The sequence below is a fragment of the Photobacterium sp. J15 genome, assembly GCF_963870815.1.
Classification (GTDB): domain Bacteria; phylum Pseudomonadota; class Gammaproteobacteria; order Enterobacterales; family Vibrionaceae; genus Photobacterium; species Photobacterium marinum.
Genome location: NZ_CAWMUI010000001.1, coordinates 990,348 through 1,011,166, shown reverse-complemented (window position 1 = coordinate 1,011,166; position 20,819 = coordinate 990,348). Strand labels below are relative to the sequence as shown.

Sequence of the window (20,819 nt, the reverse complement as noted above, 5' to 3'; positions counted from 1 at the left end):
CAAAGGACTTGTTCATGTACGCGCTTACCAACTGCCGCATATTCACCGGTAGCGATGTGCTGAATAACCACGCCGTTATTATTAACGGCGTGAACATTCACGCTGTTTGCCCCATCGCAGAGCTACCGCAAGACATTAAAACCCTGGATCTTGAAGGGGCTAACCTGACACCAGGCTTCATCGACCTGCAACTGAATGGCTGTGGCGGCGTTATGTTTAACGACCAAATTAACGCTGATAGCCTGCATACCATGCACAGGGCAAACCTTAAATCAGGTTGCACAAGCTTCCTGCCAACGCTGATCACCTCATCTGATAAGGATATGAAAGCAGCTATCACAGCAGAACGAGAGTATCAGAACCGTTACCAGAACCACACTCTTGGCCTGCACCTGGAAGGCCCTTACCTTAGTGTCATGAAAAAAGGTATTCACTGTGTGGATCACATCCGCCGTTCTGACGACGATATGATCCAATACATCTGTGATAATGCCGATGTAGTAACCAAGGTAACCATGGCACCTGAACAGAACCAGCATAAACATATTGAGCAGCTGGTTGATGCGGGTATTGTTGTCTCTGCCGGTCATACAAATGCTACTTATGCAGAAGCTCGTAAAGGCTTCGCTGCCGGTATGACCTTTGCTACCCACCTGTTCAACGCAATGACACCAATCGCAGGGCGTGAACCAGGCGTTGTCGGTGCAATCTACGACACACCGGAAGTTTACACCGGCGTCATTGCCGATGGTTTCCACGTCGATTATGCCAACATCCGCATCGCTCACCGCCTGAAGGACGATAAACTTATTTTAGTGACCGACGCAACTGCGCCAGCAGGAGCAGACATTGATCACTTTATTTTTGTCGGCAAGAAAGTATATTACCGTGATGGAAAGTGTGTTGATGAAAACGGCACACTCGGTGGTTCGGCGCTGACAATGATCGAAGCAGTTCAGAACAGCGTCGAACATGCAGGTATCGCCCTGGACGAAGCGATTCGTATGGCTACCCTATATCCCGCTCGAGCAATCAGTGTGGACAACAAACTGGGAGCTATCAAAAAAGGTATGGTTGCTAACCTGGCTATTTTTGATCGTGACTTCAACGTTCGGGCGACTGTTGTTAACGGTGAATACGAGCAGAACTAACTATGACAGGCGGACAAATTGGTAATGTCGATCTAGTAAAGCAGCTGAACAGTGCAGCTGTTTACAGACTCATTGACTTGCAAGGCCCTATATCACGCATTCAGGTTGCTGATGTCAGTCAGCTGGCCCCAGCAAGTGTTACTAAAATCACCCGCCAATTGCTTGAGCGCGGCCTGATCAAAGAGGTCGCGCAGCAAGCATCGACCGGTGGTCGACGTGCTATATCGCTGACCACAGAGTCAGCCCCATTCCACTCAATTGCGATCCGCCTTGGACGTGATTACATTGAGCTTTCTTTATTTGATCTGAGCGGCAAACACCTTGCCGGTACAGCACATAAATTTATCTATACCAATCAACAAGAGTTAACCGACGGATTACTTAACCACATTCGCCAGTTTATTGGTGAAAACCAGGGAGTCATGCGCGAACTGGTTGCATTTGGTATTACCCTGCCGGGCCTGATTGACCCTGAAAATGGCATTATCGAATACATGCCGCATATTTCAGTTGACCGATTCCCGCTTTCTGAAATCATCAGTGAGAAGTTTGGCGTTTCCTGCTTTGTCGGTAATGACATTCGTGGCTTAGCTTTGGCTGAACATTATTTTGGTGCCAGCCAGGACTGTGTTGACTCTATTCTGGTCAGTGTTCATCACGGTACCGGTGCTGGTATTATCGTTAACGGACAGGTATTCCTTGGCCATAACCGCAACGTCGGTGAAATTGGTCATATCCAAATCGATCCTTTGGGTGATAAATGCCAGTGTGGCAACTTCGGTTGTCTTGAAACTGTTGCTGCCAATCCGGCTATTATTACTCACGTTCAGAAGCTACTGGATCAAGGTTACCAAAGCAGCCTACAAGAACTTGAAGACGTAACAATGCCTGCTATTTGTGAAGCCGCAAACAAAGGTGATGAGCTTGCCAGCCAGGCATTGATCAAAGTCGGTAATCAACTTGGTAAAGCACTGGCAATGACCATCAATCTGTTTAACCCGCAAAAGATTGTAATTGCAGGCGATATCACCCAAGCCAAAGATGTCGTGTTCCCGGCTATTCGTCGCTGCATTGAGACTCAATCTCTGTCTACATTCAACAAAGATTTACCAATTGTTGAATCAGAACTTTATAACCAACCTACGATTGGCGCCTTCTCAATGATCAAACGTGCGATGCTTAACGGCGTTCTTCTACAACGTTTACTGGAAGATTAAGGTGTCAGACTGCACTCAGATGAAGATGGAAGAGATCGTCACGAATAGTTAATCAGGCTTACTCAGAATAGCGCCAAGGGGCATGTATCAGACAGATACATGCCCCTTGTGTTATATTGCAACAATAACTGCTGTACCAGCATCCCACCAAGACCATAAGAAAGGATTGCTAAGCTCATTATGGAACTTGTTTATATTATTGCCGCCTTTCTGGCAGGCTTCATTGCACTCAGGTGTAAGCTCCCACCACTAGTGGGATTTCTGATTGCCGGCTTTGCTCTCAATAGCGCAGGCTATCATTCCACAGAAGTCCTAACGTCACTGGCAGATTTAGGTGTCACCCTATTACTGTTTTCTATCGGACTGAAGCTCGATGTAAAAACCTTGCTCGCCAAAGAAATCTGGGGCGGTGCAACCTTGCACAATTTGCTTTCAACCGGTTTATTCACCCTGATACTGCTTGCGCTTAAACAACTGGGCATTGGTATGCTGGTTGAACTCGATATCATGCAGCTTGCTCTGCTGGCCTTTGCACTCTCCTTCTCCAGCACCGTATTTGCCATCAAAGCACTACAGGAGAAAGGTGAACTGAATGCCACCTACGGCACACTGGCAATCGGTATTCTGGTAATGCAGGATGTCTTTGCGGTAATTTTCCTGACGGTTTCTACCGGGAAAATTCCTGAAATTACCGCTCTGGGATTGTTTGCCCTGCCGTTGCTACGCCCTTCTCTGTTTAAGATCCTTGATCGAGCCGGTCACGGTGAAATGCTGGTATTGTACGGTATCTTCCTGGCGCTGGTCGCCGGAGCCGGTTTATTTGAAGCCGTTGGCATGAAAGCTGACCTGGGTGCTCTGATTATGGGGATGATGCTGGCAGCTCACCCGAAAGCTTCAGAGTTATCCAAATCTTTATTCAACCTGAAAGAACTACTGTTAGTTTGTTTTTTCCTCAACATCGGCTTGTCAGAAGAACCAACCGTTAACGGCTTCCTCATGGCCATGGTCTTTATTCTGCTGCTGCCGATCAAAGGCGTGCTCTACTACGTTATCTTCAACCTTTTCCGGTTCCGGGTCCGTACTTCACTACTGGGGACCCTGACTCTGTTCAACTACAGTGAATTCGGCCTGATTGTGAGCGGTTTGGCCTACAACATGGGGCTTCTGCCGGGCAGCTTCCTGGTTGCCATCGCTATTGCGGTTTCCATTTCCTTCCTGCTTGCTGCGCCGCTGAACAGTATCAGTCACCGCATCTATAAAGATGCCTCAAAATGGCTCAAAGAATATGAACCGGAAAAACTGAACGCAGGCGATCGTCTTATCGACCTTGGTGACAAGAAGATCATGATCCTCGGGATGGGACGTATCGGTACCGGAGCCTATGACGAACTGGTTCAACGCTATGGCCAACAAGTTATCGGTATTGAAACCCGTGAAGACTCAGTACAGGGCCATCGCGATGAAGGACGTAACGTGATTCATGGCGATGCAACTGACCCCGACTTTTGGGCTAGAGTCATCTCCCGCCACAATACCGAGCTCATTTTGCTGGCGATGCCACACAGCCAGGCCAATAGCTTCGCACTTGAACAAATCCGCGAACGCAATTACCAAGGTAAAATCGCAGCTATTGCGAAATACAGTGATGATGTGGATCTGCTGAATGAAATGGGGGTTGATGCCGCTTTCAACATCTACAATGAGGCCGGCAGCGGCTTTGCCCGTCATGTTTGCGAACATTTATCACCTCAAATAAAGCCTCTCTAGCGCATTATTCTGTTCTTTTCTTCCAACGGCAGCTTCGGCTGCCGTTCGTTTTTCTGCTCAAAACACCAACCGATATTAGATGAAATTCATTTAAATCCAATTTTATTAAATAAAATTCACCACAAAGCCTTTTCTTTAATTGAATTAAGGTTTCTGGTTGCATTTATTTGCTGAATACGCAATTTTAAAAATCAAGAACGGCGAGGCAAGGTTCTAAGCCCGAATAGTAAGTTCCTTACACATGGAACTTACTCGCCAAGAAATTCAGGGACAGCAACAAGCAATTTAAAGTTGGAGTGGGAAGTATGTGTTCAATTTTTGGTATCTTAGACATTAAAAGCGATGCGGCAGCATTGCGTGAAACCGCACTGGAAATGTCTAAAAAAATGCGCCATCGCGGCCCTGACTGGTCAGGCATCTATTCATCAGACAAAGCGATCCTAGTGCACGAACGCCTGGCTATCGTTGACCTGAACAGCGGTGAGCAGCCTCTGTATAACGCCGATAAAACACATGCCCTTGCAGTTAACGGTGAGATCTACAACCACAAAGAACTCGAAGCGGAATTCGCACCGGACTACCCTTTCCAGACCCAATCTGACTGCGAAATCATCCTGGCATTGTACAAAGAGAAAGGCCCTGAACTGCTGGATTACCTGAACGGTATTTTCGGTTTCATCCTGTACGATGAAGTAGAAGATGCTTACCTGATCGGCCGTGACCATATTGGTATCATCCCGCTTTACCACGGCTACGATGAGCACGGTAACTACTATGTTGCTTCTGAAATGAAAGCCCTGGTTCCGGTTTGTAAGAGCATCAGTGAATTCCCTCCAGGTCACTACCTGTGGAGCAAGAAAGGCGAGCCAGTTCGTTACTACAAACGTGACTGGATGGAATACGACAGCGTAGCCGAAGCGAAAACAGATAAAGTTGAACTGGCTGAAGCCCTGGAAGGCGCGGTTAAACGTCAGCTGATGACAGACGTACCTTACGGTGTACTGCTATCCGGTGGCCTGGATTCATCAGTTATCTCAGCGATTACTAAGAAATTTGCTGCTCGCCGAATCGAAGATGACGAGCAATCAGAAGCCTGGTGGCCAACCCTGCACTCTTTTGCTATCGGCCTTGAAGGTGCACCTGATCTTAAAGCAGCTAAAGAAGTTGCCGACCATATCGGTACCGTTCACCACGAGCTGACTTACACCATTCAGGAAGGTTTGGATGCAATCCGCGATGTGATTTACCACATCGAAACTTATGATGTGACAACTATCCGTGCATCAACACCGATGTACCTGATGTCACGTAAAATCCGCGCTATGGGTATCAAGATGGTACTTTCCGGCGAAGGTGCAGACGAAGTATTCGGTGGCTACCTGTACTTCCACAAAGCACCAAACGCGAAAGAGTTCCATGAAGAAACCGTTCGTAAGCTGCTTGCGCTGAACATGTTTGACTGTGCCCGTGCCAACAAGTCGATGGCTGCATGGGGTATCGAAGCACGCGTACCATTCCTGGATAAGGAATTCCTGGAAGTGGCAATGCGCCTGAACCCTGAAGACAAGATGTGCGGCGGCGGCAAAATGGAAAAACACATCATCCGTGAATGTTTCGGTCACTACCTGCCAGAATCAGTGGCATGGCGTCAGAAAGAACAGTTCTCTGATGGTGTAGGTTACAGCTGGATTGATACCCTGCGAGAAGTTGCAGAAGCTAAGATTACTGAGCAACAACTTGAAACAGCGAAGTTCCGCTTCCCGTACAACACGCCAACGACGAAAGAAGGCTACATGTACCGTGAGATCTTCGAAGAGCTGTTCCCGCTGGCTGATGCTGCGAAATGTGTTCCGGGCGGACCTTCAATCGCATGCTCAAGCGCTAAAGCAATTGAGTGGGATGAAAGCTTCAAGAACAGCGCCGATCCATCAGGCCGTGCCGTAGCAGCCGTTCACAACGAAGCGTACGACAAATAAGTATAAGTTTCTGAAACAAAACTTAAGCGGGAACCAATGGTTCCCGCTTTTTTATATTAAAAGTAGCGATAAGCGTTTATCTCTACTCAATTAATGACTGATGTACAAACATAAAAAAAACCGCCTTCCGGCGGTTTTTCTGTCTATTACGGCGAATCACTTGCTCAAAGCTATTTTGTTCAAGGACAAAGAGCAGGGAATTAACGTTCCCAGTATGCTTCTTCCAGGCTATCTTCACGCTCAGGCAGACAACGAGAAAGACGTGGAGAGTGCTGCGCCAGTACCTCGTAACTTACACGGTTAGAGTACAGACATACCTGAGAGAAAGAAGAATAAGTCAGGTAGTTATACTGATGCTTGCTCGACTTAGGCACATTCTCTTTGTGGTAACGATTTGCAGCCATATCATGCAGCAGTGCAGACAGTGCACCGTCACCAGCACCGTTAGTATTCTTGATTCGCTCTGGGCCACCCATGTATGGCGCGATATGCGAGAATACCTTGATCGGATCGCTACAATCTTTCTTGATCATCGGACGGCTGAATTCGTAGCGGTTGAATTCTGGGATTTCACCCGGTAGCAGTGGCAGGCTGGTTTCACGCTTAGCTGAATTTTCAGTGTAGCCAGCAGTGTACAGACCAACAGGACCGGCAGTACAAAGAACCAGGTCAACCCACTCCAGCGTTTTTTCAGAAGCCATCAGCGGATCCGCGATACCGGTCAGCGCTTCTGCTTCGTCTTCGTTCATCGCAACCACTGATACGTGATCACGCAGGAAGTCACGCCACCACTGTGGATCGTCTTCAATTACAAACTTAGTACCCAGTGTCAATACAACCGGAACATCATGCTTTTTCGCATATTCGATAGCACGCATGGTTGCCTCAGGCATCGGGTCACCATCTTTACAGCGAACCAGGTACGCAGTCAGAACCAGTGCAGATGCACGCTCAAACACTGACTCAGGAATGCTGTTCGGGCAAAGCTGGTTCATACGACCTTCGTTGATTGCAAAGGTACGCTCACCTTCTTTGGAAATAAGGGCAAAACAACGACCGATAGGACCTTCAACAGGCTGCAGGTGGTTCATATCCATGCGGCTGGATGTGTTGCAAAGATAGCGGTAAGCATAGCTGCCGATTTCAATATCTTTACTCATCACACCCAGAAGTACTGAACGGTCATCAGCCAGTACCGAGTAGTTGTGCAGGGTATTACCGATTGTACCACCGGCAAATTCATGGCTGATCAGATCATTTTCTTTCAGTTCCTGATACAGGGCTTCTGCTTTCTCGTCGGTAATAACCAGAGAGTGACCTTTACTCAGCTCATAACGATCCAGGAATTCATCATCGACACACGCTTCGATATCAACCAAAGTCTGATCGATCCCTACCACATGGGTACGCGTCAGACGTTTTTCTTGTTTGGTTTGACTCAGAAGAGGATCACGCGCATGTACTGGAAAATAATGCTTTGATTTTCTTTGACCTGGAAATTTCATGTTAATGAGCTGTCTGTTGGGAAATTTTGCGAATTCTATCACAGAATATAGAACAGAAAAGAAAAAGCTCTCACACTTTTTGAGAGCTTCAACTTTTTTTAAGGAAAGTTTTGAGTACAGCCTTTACAAGTCGTTACCAGCCCTGACAGTGTTGTTCCACCAGCGCTGCCATCATATCGATATGGGCCGGGTTATCGTTCAGGCAAGGGATCAGATTAAATTCTTTCCCTCCGGCTTCCAAGAAGATCTCTTTGCACTGTTCAGCGATTTCTTCCAGTGTTTCGAGACAATCAACAGAAAACGCCGGGCACATCACATCCAGACGCTTAACACCTTTTTTAGCCAGCTCTTCAATGGTCTTATCCGTATAAGGCTTTAGCCACTCTTCCCTGCCGAAAATTGACTGATAGCTCATACTCATTTTTTCGCGCGGCATATCCAGAGCGTCAGCCAGCAAAGCCGTTGTACCGTTACAGTGCTCCGGATAAGGATCACCGTTATCAGCATAACGTTTGGGAATACCATGGTAGGAACACAGCAGATAATCCGGCTTACCATGCTCATTCCAGAAATCTGTCACCGAGCCCGCCAGCGCCGAAATATAATCAGGATGGTCAAAGTACTGATTTACAAAACGCAACTCAGGAATTTCTGCGCGCTGTTTTAGTACTTTGGCAACTTTATCGAAAACCGCCGCCGTTGTGGTTCGTGAATACTGCGGATAAAGCGGCAATACCAACACCCTGTCGCAACCTTGCTGCTTAAGGCTGTCAAGACCGGAAAGAATACTCGGGTTACCGTAGGTCATTCCCAACTCAACCGGAATTTCAAGCTTAGCTCCAAGTTGCTCCTGCTGGCGGCGCGAATACACCATTAACGGTGAACCTTCATCCATCCAGACAGACTGGTACAATTTGGCAACTTTCGGTGAACGGACAGGCAGGATCACCCCGTGCAGGATTGGGCACCATAACCAGCGGGTAAGATCGACCACTCGCTGATCATGCAAAAATTCAGACAAAAAACGTTTCACAGCCGCCGGGGAGGCTTCATCAGGAGTGCCAAGATTAACCAGTAACACCCCATATTTATTGTTATTGCTTTTCTGGCTCATAGTATGCTTCGTTAAGTGCCGACATATCAAAACTTTAACAGCTTTAGGCTGAACTGAACACCCATAAAAAAACGGGTCGGCCTCAGGGCCAACCCGTCTGTCACTTTCGTTTAATCGCTGAACTATGCGATTAAGCCAGTGCTTTTTCCAGTTCTGCGCTAACAGCTTCAACAGTCTGAGTACCGTCGAATTTCAGGTAAGTTGTATTACCTGCTTCTGCTTCTTTGCCGTAGTAAGCAATCAGTGGTGCAGTTTGATCGTGGTATACACCCAGGCGAGCACGTACTGTTTCTTCTTTGTCGTCGTCACGAACAACAAGGTCTTCACCAGTTACGTCATCTTTGCCTTCAACTTTAGGCGGGTTGTAAACAACGTGGTATGTACGACCTGAAGGCAGGTGCGCACGACGGCCAGCCATACGCTCAACGATAACTTGGTCAGGAACGTCAAATTCGATAACGTAATCTACGTTTACGCCAATTTCTTTCAGGCCGTCAGCCTGAGGAATTGTGCGAGGGAAACCGTCCAGCAGGAAGCCATTTGCACAATCTTCTTCAGCGATGCGCTCTTTAACCAGACCCAGGATGATGTCATCAGATACTAGCTGACCAGCATCGATAACAGCTTTAGCTTGCTTGCCTAGTTCAGTACCCGCTTTAATTGCAGCACGTAGCATGTCACCAGTTGAAATTTGAGGAATACCAAATTTCTCCATGATGAATTGAGCCTGAGTACCTTTACCGGCACCTGGAGCGCCCAGAAGGATGATGCGCATTTTGATCCCCTTTTAATAAAATGGAGTTTTGCAAAAAAATGAAAAATACACTGATTAGCCTGATGTAGCAAGCCCGGCACACTGACCGGGCTGCAATTTCATGCTTTATCAGGATGGTATTTGATGCTGACAAAAACATCGATAAGACCCTTGGTCAAACCGATTTTCCAACCCTGTTATGCCAGCAGTTTGTTAACCGCAGACAGGAATTGAGACGGGTCTTCAACAGAGCCGCGTTCCGCCAACAGAGCCTGGCCCAGCAGCATTTCAACCCAAAGGCCAAATTGCTCTTCATCAGCTTCATCAGCCATCTTGTTAACCAGTTTGTGTTCAGGGTTCAGCTCCAGAATGTATTTCACTTCCGGAGCTTCGTGACCCGCTGCCGCCAGCAGCTTCGCCATTTGTGTACCCATTTCGTGTTCACCGGTCACAACAACAGCTGGCGTATCATGCAGCTTAAATGTCGCACGAACATCCTGAACACGCTCACCCAAGTATGATTTTGTGCGTTCAATCACAGACTGGAATGCTTCTTCCGTCTCTTTGTGCTTCTCTTTCTCTTCCTCGTCTTCAAACTTGGACAGATCCAGATCAGCCTTGGTAATCGCCTGGAACGCCTTACCGTCAAACTCCGGCAAGTGACCCATCAGCCACTCATCAATACGATCATGCATCAGCAGCACTTCCAGGCCTTTCGCTCGGAACTGCTCCAGGTGTGGGCTGTTTTTCGCTGCGGTGAAAGTATCTGCTGTCAGGTAGTAAATCTTATCCTGGCCTTCTTTCATACGCTCAACATAAGCAGCCAGAGATACGTTCTGCTCGGTGCTGTCAGTATGAGTTGAGCTAAAACGCAACAATTTGGCAATCTTGTCACGGTTAGCGAAATCTTCTGCCGGGCCTTCTTTCAGTACCTGACCGAATTCATCCCACAGTGTCTGGTATTTTTCAGCATCATTGTTCGCCAAACGTTCCATCATAGTCAGTGCACGCTTAGTACAAGCTTTGCGCAATGACTGAGTGACTTTGTTGTCCTGCAGGATTTCACGGGATACGTTCAATGGCAGATCATTCGAGTCAATCAAACCACGCATAAAGCGCAGGTAAGACGGCATAAACTGCTGCGCATCGTCCATAATGAACACGCGCTGCACATAAAGCTTCAAACCATGCTTACTATCGCGGTTGTACATATCCCACGGTGCTTTTGAAGGAATATACAACAGGCTGGTGTAATCCTGTTTACCTTCCACACGGTTGTGACTCCAGATCAGCGGTTCTGCAAAGTCATGGGAAACATGCTTATAGAATTCCTGATACTCCTCGTCGGTAATATCAGACTTATTGCGGGTCCACAGGGCTTGTGCCTTGTTGATCTGCTCCCACTTCTTATTGCCTGTTTCCTTGCCTTCCTCGTCACGCTCGACAGTCTGAATCTGTACTGGGATACCGATATGGTCTGAGTATTTACCGATGATATCGCGCAGGCGGTACTCGCTCAGAAACTCTTTTTCTTCTTCACGCAGATGCAGAATGATCTCGGTACCACGGCCTGCTTTCTCAATATCTTCAACCGAGTAATCACCTTCACCGGTAGAATGCCAGCGTACAGCCTGATCAGCAGGAGTTCCGGCAGCTCGAGTATTTACAGTTACTGCATCAGCAACAATAAATGCAGAATAGAAACCAACACCAAACTGACCGATCAGTTGCGAGTCTTTGGTCTCTTCTTCACTCAGCTTGGCAAAGAAATCTTTAGTGCCAGATTTAGCAATGGTACCAAGGTGTTCAATCACCTCGTCGCGGGTCATACCAATACCATTATCACTTACGGTAAGCGTACCCGCTTCTTCGTTGTATGACAGCTTAACGACAAGTTCAGCATCATTTTCATACAAATCAGATTGTGATAGCGCTCGGAAACGCAGTTTATCTGCGGCATCCGATGCGTTGGAAATCAACTCACGTAAAAAGATCTCTTTATTTGAATACAGTGAGTGGATCATCAGGTGCAGCAGCTGTTTTACTTCTGACTGAAAGCCGCGCGTTTCCTTGTTTTTGTGGGTAGTTTGTTCGCTCATTTCAACTCCGTAATAGTTGTATACCCAAGTCCCAACTGATTTTTTGCTTAACCAATATCAAGAAGTGTCCAGGTATATTACGCAATTTATAACAATTCATTACATAGATATGGTCACTATCGGTAATTTCAACCTAAAATACCGACTTTAGATTTTTTCAGCCAATTCTTATCATTATTTATATTCAGATCAGATTCAGGGAACTGATGATATATATGCTGCTCAACTGTACCATTGGTGCTTACAATGAATAACGCTTCTAATAAGTTTCTGATTGGGAATCGATTTATATTCGATCCATATGACAACAGCCTTATAGACCAATTTGAAAACGACGAACTAACCCGGCTTGGCAGTAATGAAAGCCGGGCTTTGAGCCTGCTCATCGAAGAGCCAGGGGCGATCATTCCCCGCAATCGCCTGCACGACTATGTCTGGCGTGAGCAAGGCTTTGAAGTTGATGATTCCAGCCTGACCCAGGCAATTTCAACCCTTCGCAAAGCCCTGAAAGACTCCACTAAGTCACCGGAATTTATTAAAACGGTGCCGAAACGTGGCTATCAAATGATTGCCGCTATTGAGCAATTCAGCGCAAATGTTGAAGCTGTCGTCGAGCCGAACTATAAGAAAAACCTCTCTGACTCAGCTGAACCTGAATCAGGCAGCTTGCAGCCAGCATCAGTGCCGCCTGTACAAAATGCGACAGATATTGCCAGGACTATCCCTGCTGCTAAAGCTAAACCGCTTAACACAAAAGCCAACCTGAACCTGCTCAGTGGCATCGCAATTCTTATCGCCTGCCTGTTACCTATCCTGGTGAATATGAGTGTGCCGCCAAAGTCTGCTGCTTTTGAACCGCTACTGGAAGTCGACGGTGTCCAGATACTGACGCCGAAAAATCACCCATCCGTTTCTCAGTGGAGCACGATGATCACCAGCTGTGTACAAAATTACCTTCAATACCATGAGAGCGGAGCTCGCCCGATAGAGGTCATAGCTACAGGCGGACAGAACAAACAGCTATGGCTCAACTACATTCACAGCCCGTCTGAGCCATCAGAAAACGTAACTCTGCGTTTACTAACAAGCCATGAGGACAATACTCAGCTATGTCAGTAATTAACAAACGTGAACTAATGCCATCTTTCATCAAACGGTACTGGGCATTCATCATCCTGGCGCTGTCAGCAATATTCAGCACCTGGCTATATTTCTCCAGCGATTACAAGCAGGAACAGCTTCTGATGTCACGTGAATGGTTATCTACTTCGGTCAGCCGAATCCAACCAACTCAGTTGGATGAACTTGGCATGTTGCGCCGGGTTGAACAAACCAGCCATGTGGTTTACCTGCCTAACCACTCCTACTCTCGGATTACCCAGCTCAGACTGTTCAGTGATAATGAGCAACCACTGACGCTTCACATTTCTGAGTCCGGTAACTGGGATGTCAGTGGTGGTTATCTGCTGACTGAACCACTTGAGTTTAAAGACATTACTTCCGGCAAGAATGAAGACTTCAAGAAGCATCACCTGGCTGTGATCAAGCAAGTTTTCCGTATGGATGCTCAGCAAAGCCGTCGAATTGATGTGATTAATGAAAAATCACTGTTGCTGACTAGCCTAACTTACGGTTCAAATATTCTTTACTCGCTGTAAAACAAAAAAGGGGGGAAGCATCCGCTTCCCCCAAGACAATGAACATTCCTATTATTTAAAACTAAGCTCTTTATTCAGATTGTTAGAAGTTCAGGAGCTTAGAAGTACACACGCATACCGATAGTAAACGCGCTGTCATCCTGGAAAGTCTCACCGTTTGAGCTCTGCTTATCGTAGCTCATATCTGCGTATTCCATGTAAGACACAACGCTGTCGTTCAACCAGTAATCAGCACCGATTGTGTACTGATCCAGCGTATTGTCATCAGTGTCATAATCAACATAATCGTAAATACCGTACAGACCAATACCTACCGGCAGGTCGTAGCGAGCCATGGCACCGATACCTGTCTGCTCATTACCGGCAAAGTCGTAATCAGAGTACATTGCAGCCAGAGACAGCTCCTGGATACGATAGGTGGCGTTCAAAGTCCATGATGTATCGTCATCACCGCCATACTTCACGTCCTGCTTAGTACGCTCAGAGTATGTGTAAGTACCGGACAGACCCAGACCGAACTCAGATTCCCATGCCACACCCAGAGCATATGCCTGATCGATACCCAGCTCACCGTTGTTCGGATTTGCATTACCGGAGGCATCAACACCTTCATCACCCGTGTGGTACTGAAGCATCATAGTCAGGCCGTAAGGTGCCATATCGTATTTGTACTGGAAGCCATTTGTCAGGCGATCAGTCGCATACGCGTCATCTTTGATGTTCGCCGTACCAGCGTACTCCCAAGAGATATCGTATTGGCCAGCCAATGTATCCTGAATCGCTGACATACGACCGATACGGAACTCACCGAAGTCACCGCCAAGGGCAATCGAGCCGAACTTCAGGAAGCTGTCATCATCATTACCGTCGCCGTCTTCAGGAATAATGTTCATCTCACTCAGAACATCACCGTTTACGTACAGGCCATCTTGCAGGAAGTAAGTCACACCCAGGCCAAGCTCTGTGCCCTCGCCAGTGAACGTGCTGTCCGCCCCCATTACACCGTTATCTGTAGTCTCATAACGGGCACGCAGGTTACCGTAGGCATTCACAGACAGTTCATCTGACTTATAGACTTCGGCAGCCATTGCCGATGCACTTGCGACCACTGAACCAATTACGGCTGCAACTACTGTTTTTTTCATGGTTACTCCTAATAATTCCACCCCTGCTTTACCCTCTGTTGGAGTAAGAAATGCAGGTCTGCTTTTGTATTTTTATCCTTTAAGCCGGATAACAGGCCTCTTCACCACATGAAGGAGACGGCCTATTTCCGACAGCTCAGATAGTTCCGAGATGAAATAATTAAATACGAAATAACAATGAGTTATGAAGAAAAACAGCCTGAAATATTATTTATATAGAACGAGTTAGAAATTAACCAGAGCTAAAAACTAAAAGCGTCTTTAAAGAACTAAAACAGCTAAAAGTTAAAATTTAAGCTATTGAAAGAATGGATTTAATTTCGAAAAGGCAAAAAAATACCAACCTCCAGATAATTCTGTCAGTTGGCATTTTTCAAAACAGTTTGAAGAGCAATCTGCAAACTTAATAGAGCTTGTGACGTCCCGCAAAAGAGTGAGACAGAGTAGTACCATCGACCAGTTCAAGTTCACCGCCGACAGGGACACCGTGAGCAATACGCGTTGCCGGAATACCATACTCACTACATAGCTCCGCAATATAGTGTGCTGTCGCTTCACCTTCCACAGTCGGGTTGGTAGCAAGAATCAGCTCGGCAATCTGCTCATTCTGCAAACGCTGCTCAAGCATATCCAGACCGATGTCTGAAGGACCAATGCCGTCCAGCGGAGACAAGTGCCCCATCAGGACAAAGTAACGCCCCGAAAACTGACCTGTCGCCTCAATGGCAACGATATCAGCCGGACTCTCAACTACGCAGATCTGGCCATTTTCCTGACGTCGCGGATTAGCACAAATCGCGCAGGTGTCTTCTTCAGTGAAAGTACGACAGCTCTGGCAATGGCCGATTTCCGTCATTGCCTTGTTCAGGGCATCTGCAAGCTGCAAACCGCCCTGACGATTGCGCTGTAGCAGACTGAAGGCCATACGCTGTGCTGACTTGGGACCAACCCCGGGCAAACAGCGTAAAGCCTCCATTAGCTGCTCCAGCAGAAGACTGGTACGCATTGATTAGAATGGCATCTTGAAGCCAGCTGGCAGGTTCATGCCACCTGTAACGCTAGCCATTTTCTCTTTCTGCGCTTCTTCAACACGACGAGCAGCATCATTGAAAGCTGCCGCAATCAGATCTTCCAGCATATCTTTGTCGTCTTCCATCAGGCTTTCATCCAGCTCAACACGACGCACACTGTGGCTACCAGTGATCGTTACTTTCACAAGGCCAGCACCAGACTCACCGGTTACTTCCATATTTGCGATTTCTTCCTGCATCTTCTGCATGCGCTCTTGCATCTGCTGCGCCTGCTTCATCATGTTAGCCATACCGCCTTTACCAAACATATTTTCTCTCTCTATTGGTCTGGTTAATCTATAAGGGTCTCACGCTATCTTCATCCAATACGGCTGCAAACCGCTGGCAGATGAAGTTCACGTTCGGATCACTGAGCAAACTCTGTTTTGCCTGATCCAGTTTCTGATGATAAATCGCCTCACGCCATTCCAGTGGCGAGCGGCCTTTATCACTTAATTCAATTGTCAGCTCTACCGGGCCTTCAAGAAGCTCGGACAACGCAGGTACCAGCTGCTCGCGCGCCTTAGGTGTATCCAGGTGCTTCTGCGAATGACGCAGGAACAGAGTCACGTTCCCGCCATTTTGTTCAAACGCCGAGTTTAATGCCAGCTGTTGAACCATACGCCCTACGTTTAGCTTAGTCACTAAATCTGACCAACTATCCTGATTTGCCGCTTCTTTGACAAGCTGTTTCGCCATCTCAGGCGTTTTTTCATGCTCCAGCGCCCGCTTTAAAGTCGCCGGATCCACTTCCGGCTTCTTCTCAGCAATTTCAGGACGAGCCTGAGGTTTCCATTGGTACTCTTCAACCGCAGTATTCGCCTGCATTACAGGTGCGTCCGGCGCTGGCATCGCTGGTGCTCCGGAAACCGGAACTGGCTGATCCTGATGCTTGCTGGCAATCCGATCTAGCACATTCGTTGCGACTTTTTTAGCTGGCGCCGATTCAGTCTTTTTTACTGAAGACTGTTCCCCGTTACCGCGCTTGGTCTGACTACGCAGTTTATTTCTTGCGGCCAACAAACCGGAAGCCGGAGACGAAGATCTGGCCTGAGTTTGTGGCGGTACATTTTGCTGAACCTGCGGAGCCGCTTCCTGGTGCGGAGCCATATGCGGAGGCATTTCAGGCGGCATCGACGGAGCAGGCTGCGAAACATTCGGTTGTGCCGGAGCTGATTGCGAATACTGTGCCGGTTGGTTAACAGGAGCCGAGGGCTGCTGTTGCAGTCCAGGCTGAGTTGTATGCTGAGGCTGAGCCGCCTGTTGTTGTGGCTGTGCACCCTGCATCTGCGCTTTGAGCGCCTGCACCCGCTGCATACCTTGCTGTCCCTGAGAAGCCTGATTCGGCGCATGAGACACAGGTTGAGTCGGTTGCATTGGAGCCTGAGGCTGTGTCGCAGGTACGGCAACAGGCTGAGGCATGATTCCCTGACCGGAAACCGGACGGAATGCCAGCATGCGCAGCAAAACCATTTCTAGGCCTGTGCGGCCGTCCGGCGCATAAACCAAATCCTGGCGTCCCTGCAAAGCGATCTGATAGCAAAGCTGCACATCCTGAGGTGACAGTTCTTTGCTAAGTGTGATTACACGATCGGCATCTGGTGCACTGTCATCCAGCGCTGCAGGCAGGGCCTGGTACATTGCCACACGATGAAGCTGGGCTGCAAGCTCACGCAGAAGACTATCCCACTCCACGCCAACACCAGCCAGTTCTTCAAGCGCAGCCATCGCAGGCTCAGCTTGTCCATTGGCCATCGCTTCCAGCAAATACAGCGCCTGGTCTGTATTCAGGGTTCCCAGCATGGCAGAAACTGAATCGGTGCTTATCTTGCCATTACCAAGCGCAATCGCCTGATCAGTCAGACTGAGCGCATCTCGCAAACTGCCTTCAGCAGCACGGGCCAGCAAACTCAGAGCGCGAGATTCAAATTCAACCTGTTCTTGGCCCAGAACATTCTCAAGCTGAGACTGGATTTGCGTATTATCAAGATGTTTGAGGTGGAACTGCAGACAACGCGACAGGATGGTCACCGGCAGCTTTTGCGGATCAGTCGTCGCCAGAATGAATTTCACATACTCAGGCGGCTCTTCCAGAGTCTTCAGCAAGGCATTGAAACTGTGACGGGACAACATGTGAACCTCGTCAATCAGGTACACCTTAAATCGGCCCCGTGCCGGCTTGTACTGGACGTTATCCAGTAGCTCGCGGGTATCTTCGACTTTTGTCCGTGACGCCGCATCGATCTCTAACAGATCGACAAAGCGGCCTTCATCTATTTCACGACAAGTCTCACACTGGCCGCATGGTTTATCTGTAATACCCTGCTCACAGTTAAGCCCTTTGGCAAAAATACGGGCTATCGTGGTTTTACCAACACCTCGGGTACCACTAAACAGATAAGCGTGATGAAGACGGTTGTGGGCAAGCGCATTAGACAGCGCTGTTAAGACGTGTGACTGTCCTACCACATCCTCAAAGTGATGCGGTCGCCACTTCCGTGCCAGAACCTGATAACTCATGTTAACTAACCTTACAAAATCAAGAGCTCAATGCTAGCACAGGGAGAATTTTTGAGCGAGAGGGCGCTACCATGAGCGCCCAATGATTCGCCAGAAAGACCGGCGGGGAGGAATTAGTGACCTTCGAAGTCACAAATGCTGAAGATGTTCAGGCCAATGCCTTCCAAACGTTTAGCGCCGCCCAGCTCAGGCAGGTTAATAACAAACGCCGCATCTTCAACAACACCACCAAGGCGACGAACCAATTTGGTTGTTGCTTCAATGGTACCGCCGGTTGCCAGCAAATCATCAACAAGCAGTACCTTGTCGCCTTCTTCAATGGCATCTACGTGAATTTCCAGCGTATCCTGACCATATTCCAGTTCATAGCTTTCGCCAATCACTTCACGTGGTAGTTTGCCAGGCTTACGAACAGGAACGAAACCTACACCCAGTTCCAGCGCAAGAGGTGCACCAAACAGAAAACCACGCGCTTCAGTTCCGATCACCTTGGTAATACCTTTATCGCGGAACTGTTCAAGCAACACTTTCATCGTCAGGCTATATGCCGTTGGGTTTTCCATCAGGCTTGTTACGTCGCGGAACAAAATGCCCGGCTTTGGATAGTCTGGGATTGATTTGATGCTGCTCTTGATCAAAGCGAGGTTTTCTTGAGTCATAATCATTTTCCGTGCACCTTTCAGGCAAGGGCTGTAGAGCTAATTAAAAAGCCTGCTGTGGTTACCCATTATCAGCAGGCAAATAAAATCCAAAAGCAAATATTATTGATTTTCCCCAGACGGAGCAACAAATATGCTTGTAACTTTACCACCAATCAGAGCTAAATTTGACACAGGTCGGATTACTTACTGATAACCTGCTGATGTAATGGTTTACTTTGATTTTCAATTACAGGCAGCCGGTTAAACCAAACCAGCAGAACCGTACCAATCACTACCAGCATGACTTTATGCCAAAGCAAAGGCACCAGAAGAATCGACAGCGAAAAGCTGGCAACAATGGTGATATTAGCCCGGCGCTTCACTGTTTTTGATATAGCCCGGTTTTCATGCCAGTTACGCAAAACAGGACCAAAATGAGGATGTTGATGTAGCCAGCGGCTCAGGTGGGGGGAACCGCGCATAAAGCAGGCACTGGCTAATAGCAGGAAAGGCGTTGTCGGCAACAATGGCAGAAATACACCAAGTACGCCTAAAACCACAGATAACCAACCGATACTGAGCAGTAAAACTCGCTTAACTAAGTCTTTCACATCCCCTCTCCTGCCGGGCAGAGAGCTGTTGGTATTATGAAGCCAACACACCCAGCCAGGTCAAACTTGCAGGCAATGTCGGCAATGCTAATGCCATCAGAAAACCGACAAAATACTTAAAATTATAAGGGTCTTTAAATCCTTGTTCCATGTTACGCTTCCTTTATTGAGGGTTATAACTAATACTTTTCCAGCCCTTCTTTGGGGCCAGTCCTAGAACCAGTTCTGGGTTCGTTCTTAAGCAAAATCAATATATCGGATTAGTTATGCGACAAAAACCGAACAAAATTAGGGTTATTAACCTGATTACCCTCTAAAGGTTTGATTCAAATCACAATCAATCGCGTCAGCAACCTTAGACTGAAAATATTACAAATTAAGACAATACAGAGATATGACAACGTCAGAGATTACTTACCAGCTTCTGCAAGAACAGCTGGCTCAGGAACATGGTGCTCTAGCCAACGAACTAAGGCACGAAATGCAGCTCAACACGCTGGTGCCGTCAGCAGAAGCGATTAAAAACGCCGACCTCAGTGAACTGATCACTATGGCGAAATCATCCTTTATTCCGAACCTCTTTGATATGGCCGTTAGAATGGAGAAAGTGGATGCCGCCGTATGCTCAATTAAACTAGGTATGTACGGGCTGTGTGTGGACTGTGAAGAGGAAATTGAAATGGAAGATCTGCAAGCTGATCCGGCACAACCACGCTGTCGCGCTTGCCGCATTCACAGCCGTTACCATCATGCCTGAACAAAACAAGCGGGACAAATCACCAATCAGATTCCAATACTAATATCCGAAAGTCAGATTGCCCCGCAAGATTCCGGTTGCTTTAACCCGGTAGAATTAATAACAATGAGCATTAAATCACAGTGCGTCCTGCTCTTTAGCCCACTGCTGGAACGCTGCTTTTTCTTCAGCATTCGCTTTGCTGTACCATAGCTTCAGCTGAGCAAGCGCATCACCGGTGATCTTCACTTCACCTGTTTCAGTGACTTCTACAGCCGCTTTTTTCAGGTCAACCGCATAGCCCTGCTCAAATGTAATGCCGTGCTGACGGTTATATTCAGCGACAACCGCTTCCATCTTACTGAAGGCTGCAAAACCTTTCCCTTGCAGTGCAACGTATTCCAAATCCTGCACTGAACCGTTTTTCAGCTCAAGCTGCCATTGTGGTCCGCGTCTGAAATGCTCTTTGGCCTGAGAGTATGTTGCCAAGCGAGGAAGAGTAATAACTGAGTCCTCTTCTGGCACATTCATTTCAAACAGGTATGGACGGCTGGTGAACATTTTACCTTTAGAGCCGTTCTTCAACTCTCCGTCAAAACGAATGACAACCTGATGTTTACCGGGAGTCAGCTCAATGCTTTCTGTCGGCGACCAGAATGAGGACTCCACTTTCTTACCATCAACAACCAATAACTTAATATCGTCACCGGTTGACAAAGTGGCAGCCTGAAGGCTTAGTGGTAATGTCATCAAACCAGCAATTAGAACTTTTTTCATCTTCATCCCTAATTCATGCTGTAAATACTGCGACATAAAATAACAAAAAAGCCGCCCAAAGGCGGCTTTTTCTTAATT

18 protein-coding genes are annotated in these 20,819 nt (G+C 47.5%); 7 read left to right on the top strand and 11 right to left on the bottom strand.

What is annotated here, in order from left to right; translation table 11 throughout:
- Positions 1–14: 14 nt before the first annotated feature.
- The 4 genes from nagA (at position 15) to asnB (ending at position 6,111) form a co-directional block, all read left to right on the top strand.
- A complete protein-coding gene (gene nagA, locus AACQ93_RS04960) occupies positions 15–1,151 on the top strand; it encodes an N-acetylglucosamine-6-phosphate deacetylase (protein ID WP_064602590.1) in 1,137 nt (378 codons plus the stop codon).
- A 2-nt stretch (positions 1,152–1,153) separates the two neighbouring features.
- On the top strand, positions 1,154–2,368 hold the full coding sequence (gene nagC / locus AACQ93_RS04955; RefSeq protein WP_064602588.1) for a DNA-binding transcriptional regulator NagC: 1,215 nt from the start codon (positions 1,154–1,156) through the stop codon (positions 2,366–2,368).
- Between the two features lie 180 nt (positions 2,369–2,548).
- The gene (locus AACQ93_RS04950; RefSeq protein WP_007461699.1) at positions 2,549–4,135 is read left to right on the top strand and encodes a cation:proton antiporter family protein; all 1,587 of its coding nucleotides are present in this window, start codon (positions 2,549–2,551) and stop codon (positions 4,133–4,135) included.
- 305 nt (positions 4,136–4,440) lie between these two features.
- A complete protein-coding gene (asnB, locus tag AACQ93_RS04945; RefSeq protein WP_007461697.1) occupies positions 4,441–6,111 on the top strand; it encodes an asparagine synthase B in 1,671 nt (556 codons plus the stop codon).
- Positions 6,112–6,311: 200 nt separating this feature from the next.
- Here the strand turns inward: asnB and AACQ93_RS04940 are convergent, their stop codons facing one another.
- The 4 genes from AACQ93_RS04940 to htpG all read right to left on the bottom strand — a co-directional run bounded on the left by AACQ93_RS04940 (position 6,312) and on the right by htpG (position 11,583).
- On the bottom strand, positions 6,312–7,616 hold the full coding sequence (locus tag AACQ93_RS04940; protein ID WP_007461695.1) for an inosine/guanosine kinase: 1,305 nt from the start codon (positions 7,614–7,616) through the stop codon (positions 6,312–6,314).
- A 133-nt stretch (positions 7,617–7,749) separates the two neighbouring features.
- Entirely contained in the window at positions 7,750–8,730 is a 981-nt protein-coding gene (hemH, locus tag AACQ93_RS04935) for a ferrochelatase (protein ID WP_064602585.1), read from the bottom strand.
- 130 nt (positions 8,731–8,860) lie between these two features.
- Complete coding sequence (gene adk, locus AACQ93_RS04930) at positions 8,861–9,505, bottom strand: adenylate kinase (RefSeq protein ID WP_007461690.1); 645 nt, start codon at positions 9,503–9,505, stop codon at positions 8,861–8,863.
- Positions 9,506–9,681: 176 nt separating this feature from the next.
- Positions 9,682–11,583: a molecular chaperone HtpG gene (gene htpG / locus AACQ93_RS04925; RefSeq protein WP_064602583.1), complete on the bottom strand. Its 1,902-nt coding sequence runs from the start codon at positions 11,581–11,583 to the stop codon at positions 9,682–9,684.
- A gap of 246 nt (positions 11,584–11,829) precedes the next feature.
- Between htpG and AACQ93_RS04920 the strand changes: the two genes are divergently transcribed.
- Both AACQ93_RS04920 and AACQ93_RS04915 read left to right on the top strand, forming a co-directional pair.
- Complete coding sequence (locus AACQ93_RS04920; protein WP_064602581.1) at positions 11,830–12,702, top strand: winged helix-turn-helix domain-containing protein; 873 nt, start codon at positions 11,830–11,832, stop codon at positions 12,700–12,702.
- Complete coding sequence (locus AACQ93_RS04915) at positions 12,693–13,241, top strand: regulatory protein ToxS (protein ID WP_064602580.1); 549 nt, start codon at positions 12,693–12,695, stop codon at positions 13,239–13,241. The genes AACQ93_RS04920 and AACQ93_RS04915 overlap by 10 nt, the downstream gene beginning before the upstream one ends.
- Before the next feature lie 98 nt (positions 13,242–13,339).
- Here AACQ93_RS04915 and AACQ93_RS04910 read toward each other — a convergent pair whose 3' ends face one another.
- The 6 genes from AACQ93_RS04910 to AACQ93_RS04885 form a co-directional block, all read right to left on the bottom strand.
- Positions 13,340–14,386 (bottom strand): porin, encoded by a 1,047-nt coding sequence (locus AACQ93_RS04910; protein ID WP_064602578.1) that lies wholly within the window; start codon positions 14,384–14,386, stop codon positions 13,340–13,342.
- Between the two features lie 403 nt (positions 14,387–14,789).
- Positions 14,790–15,392, bottom strand: coding sequence for a recombination mediator RecR (recR, locus tag AACQ93_RS04905; RefSeq protein ID WP_007461679.1), 603 nt, complete (start codon positions 15,390–15,392; stop codon positions 14,790–14,792).
- Positions 15,393–15,395: 3 nt separating this feature from the next.
- The gene (locus AACQ93_RS04900) at positions 15,396–15,725 is read right to left on the bottom strand and encodes a YbaB/EbfC family nucleoid-associated protein (protein ID WP_007461677.1); all 330 of its coding nucleotides are present in this window, start codon (positions 15,723–15,725) and stop codon (positions 15,396–15,398) included.
- Between the two features lie 28 nt (positions 15,726–15,753).
- Positions 15,754–17,976 (bottom strand): DNA polymerase III subunit gamma/tau, encoded by a 2,223-nt coding sequence (gene dnaX / locus AACQ93_RS04895; protein WP_064602576.1) that lies wholly within the window; start codon positions 17,974–17,976, stop codon positions 15,754–15,756.
- Between the two features lie 113 nt (positions 17,977–18,089).
- A complete protein-coding gene (gene apt / locus AACQ93_RS04890) occupies positions 18,090–18,635 on the bottom strand; it encodes an adenine phosphoribosyltransferase (protein ID WP_064606502.1) in 546 nt (181 codons plus the stop codon).
- A 182-nt stretch (positions 18,636–18,817) separates the two neighbouring features.
- Positions 18,818–19,228 (bottom strand): YbaN family protein, encoded by a 411-nt coding sequence (locus tag AACQ93_RS04885; RefSeq protein ID WP_064602574.1) that lies wholly within the window; start codon positions 19,226–19,228, stop codon positions 18,818–18,820.
- Between the two features lie 394 nt (positions 19,229–19,622).
- Here AACQ93_RS04885 and AACQ93_RS04880 point away from each other — a divergent pair, with 394 nt between their 5' ends.
- Positions 19,623–19,985, top strand: a complete 363-nt coding sequence (locus AACQ93_RS04880) for a TraR/DksA C4-type zinc finger protein (protein WP_064602572.1) — start codon at positions 19,623–19,625, stop codon at positions 19,983–19,985.
- Between the two features lie 117 nt (positions 19,986–20,102).
- Here AACQ93_RS04880 and AACQ93_RS04875 read toward each other — a convergent pair whose 3' ends face one another.
- Positions 20,103–20,741: a YccT family protein gene (locus AACQ93_RS04875; protein ID WP_064606500.1), complete on the bottom strand. Its 639-nt coding sequence runs from the start codon at positions 20,739–20,741 to the stop codon at positions 20,103–20,105.
- Between the last annotated feature and the right edge of the window lie 78 nt (positions 20,742–20,819).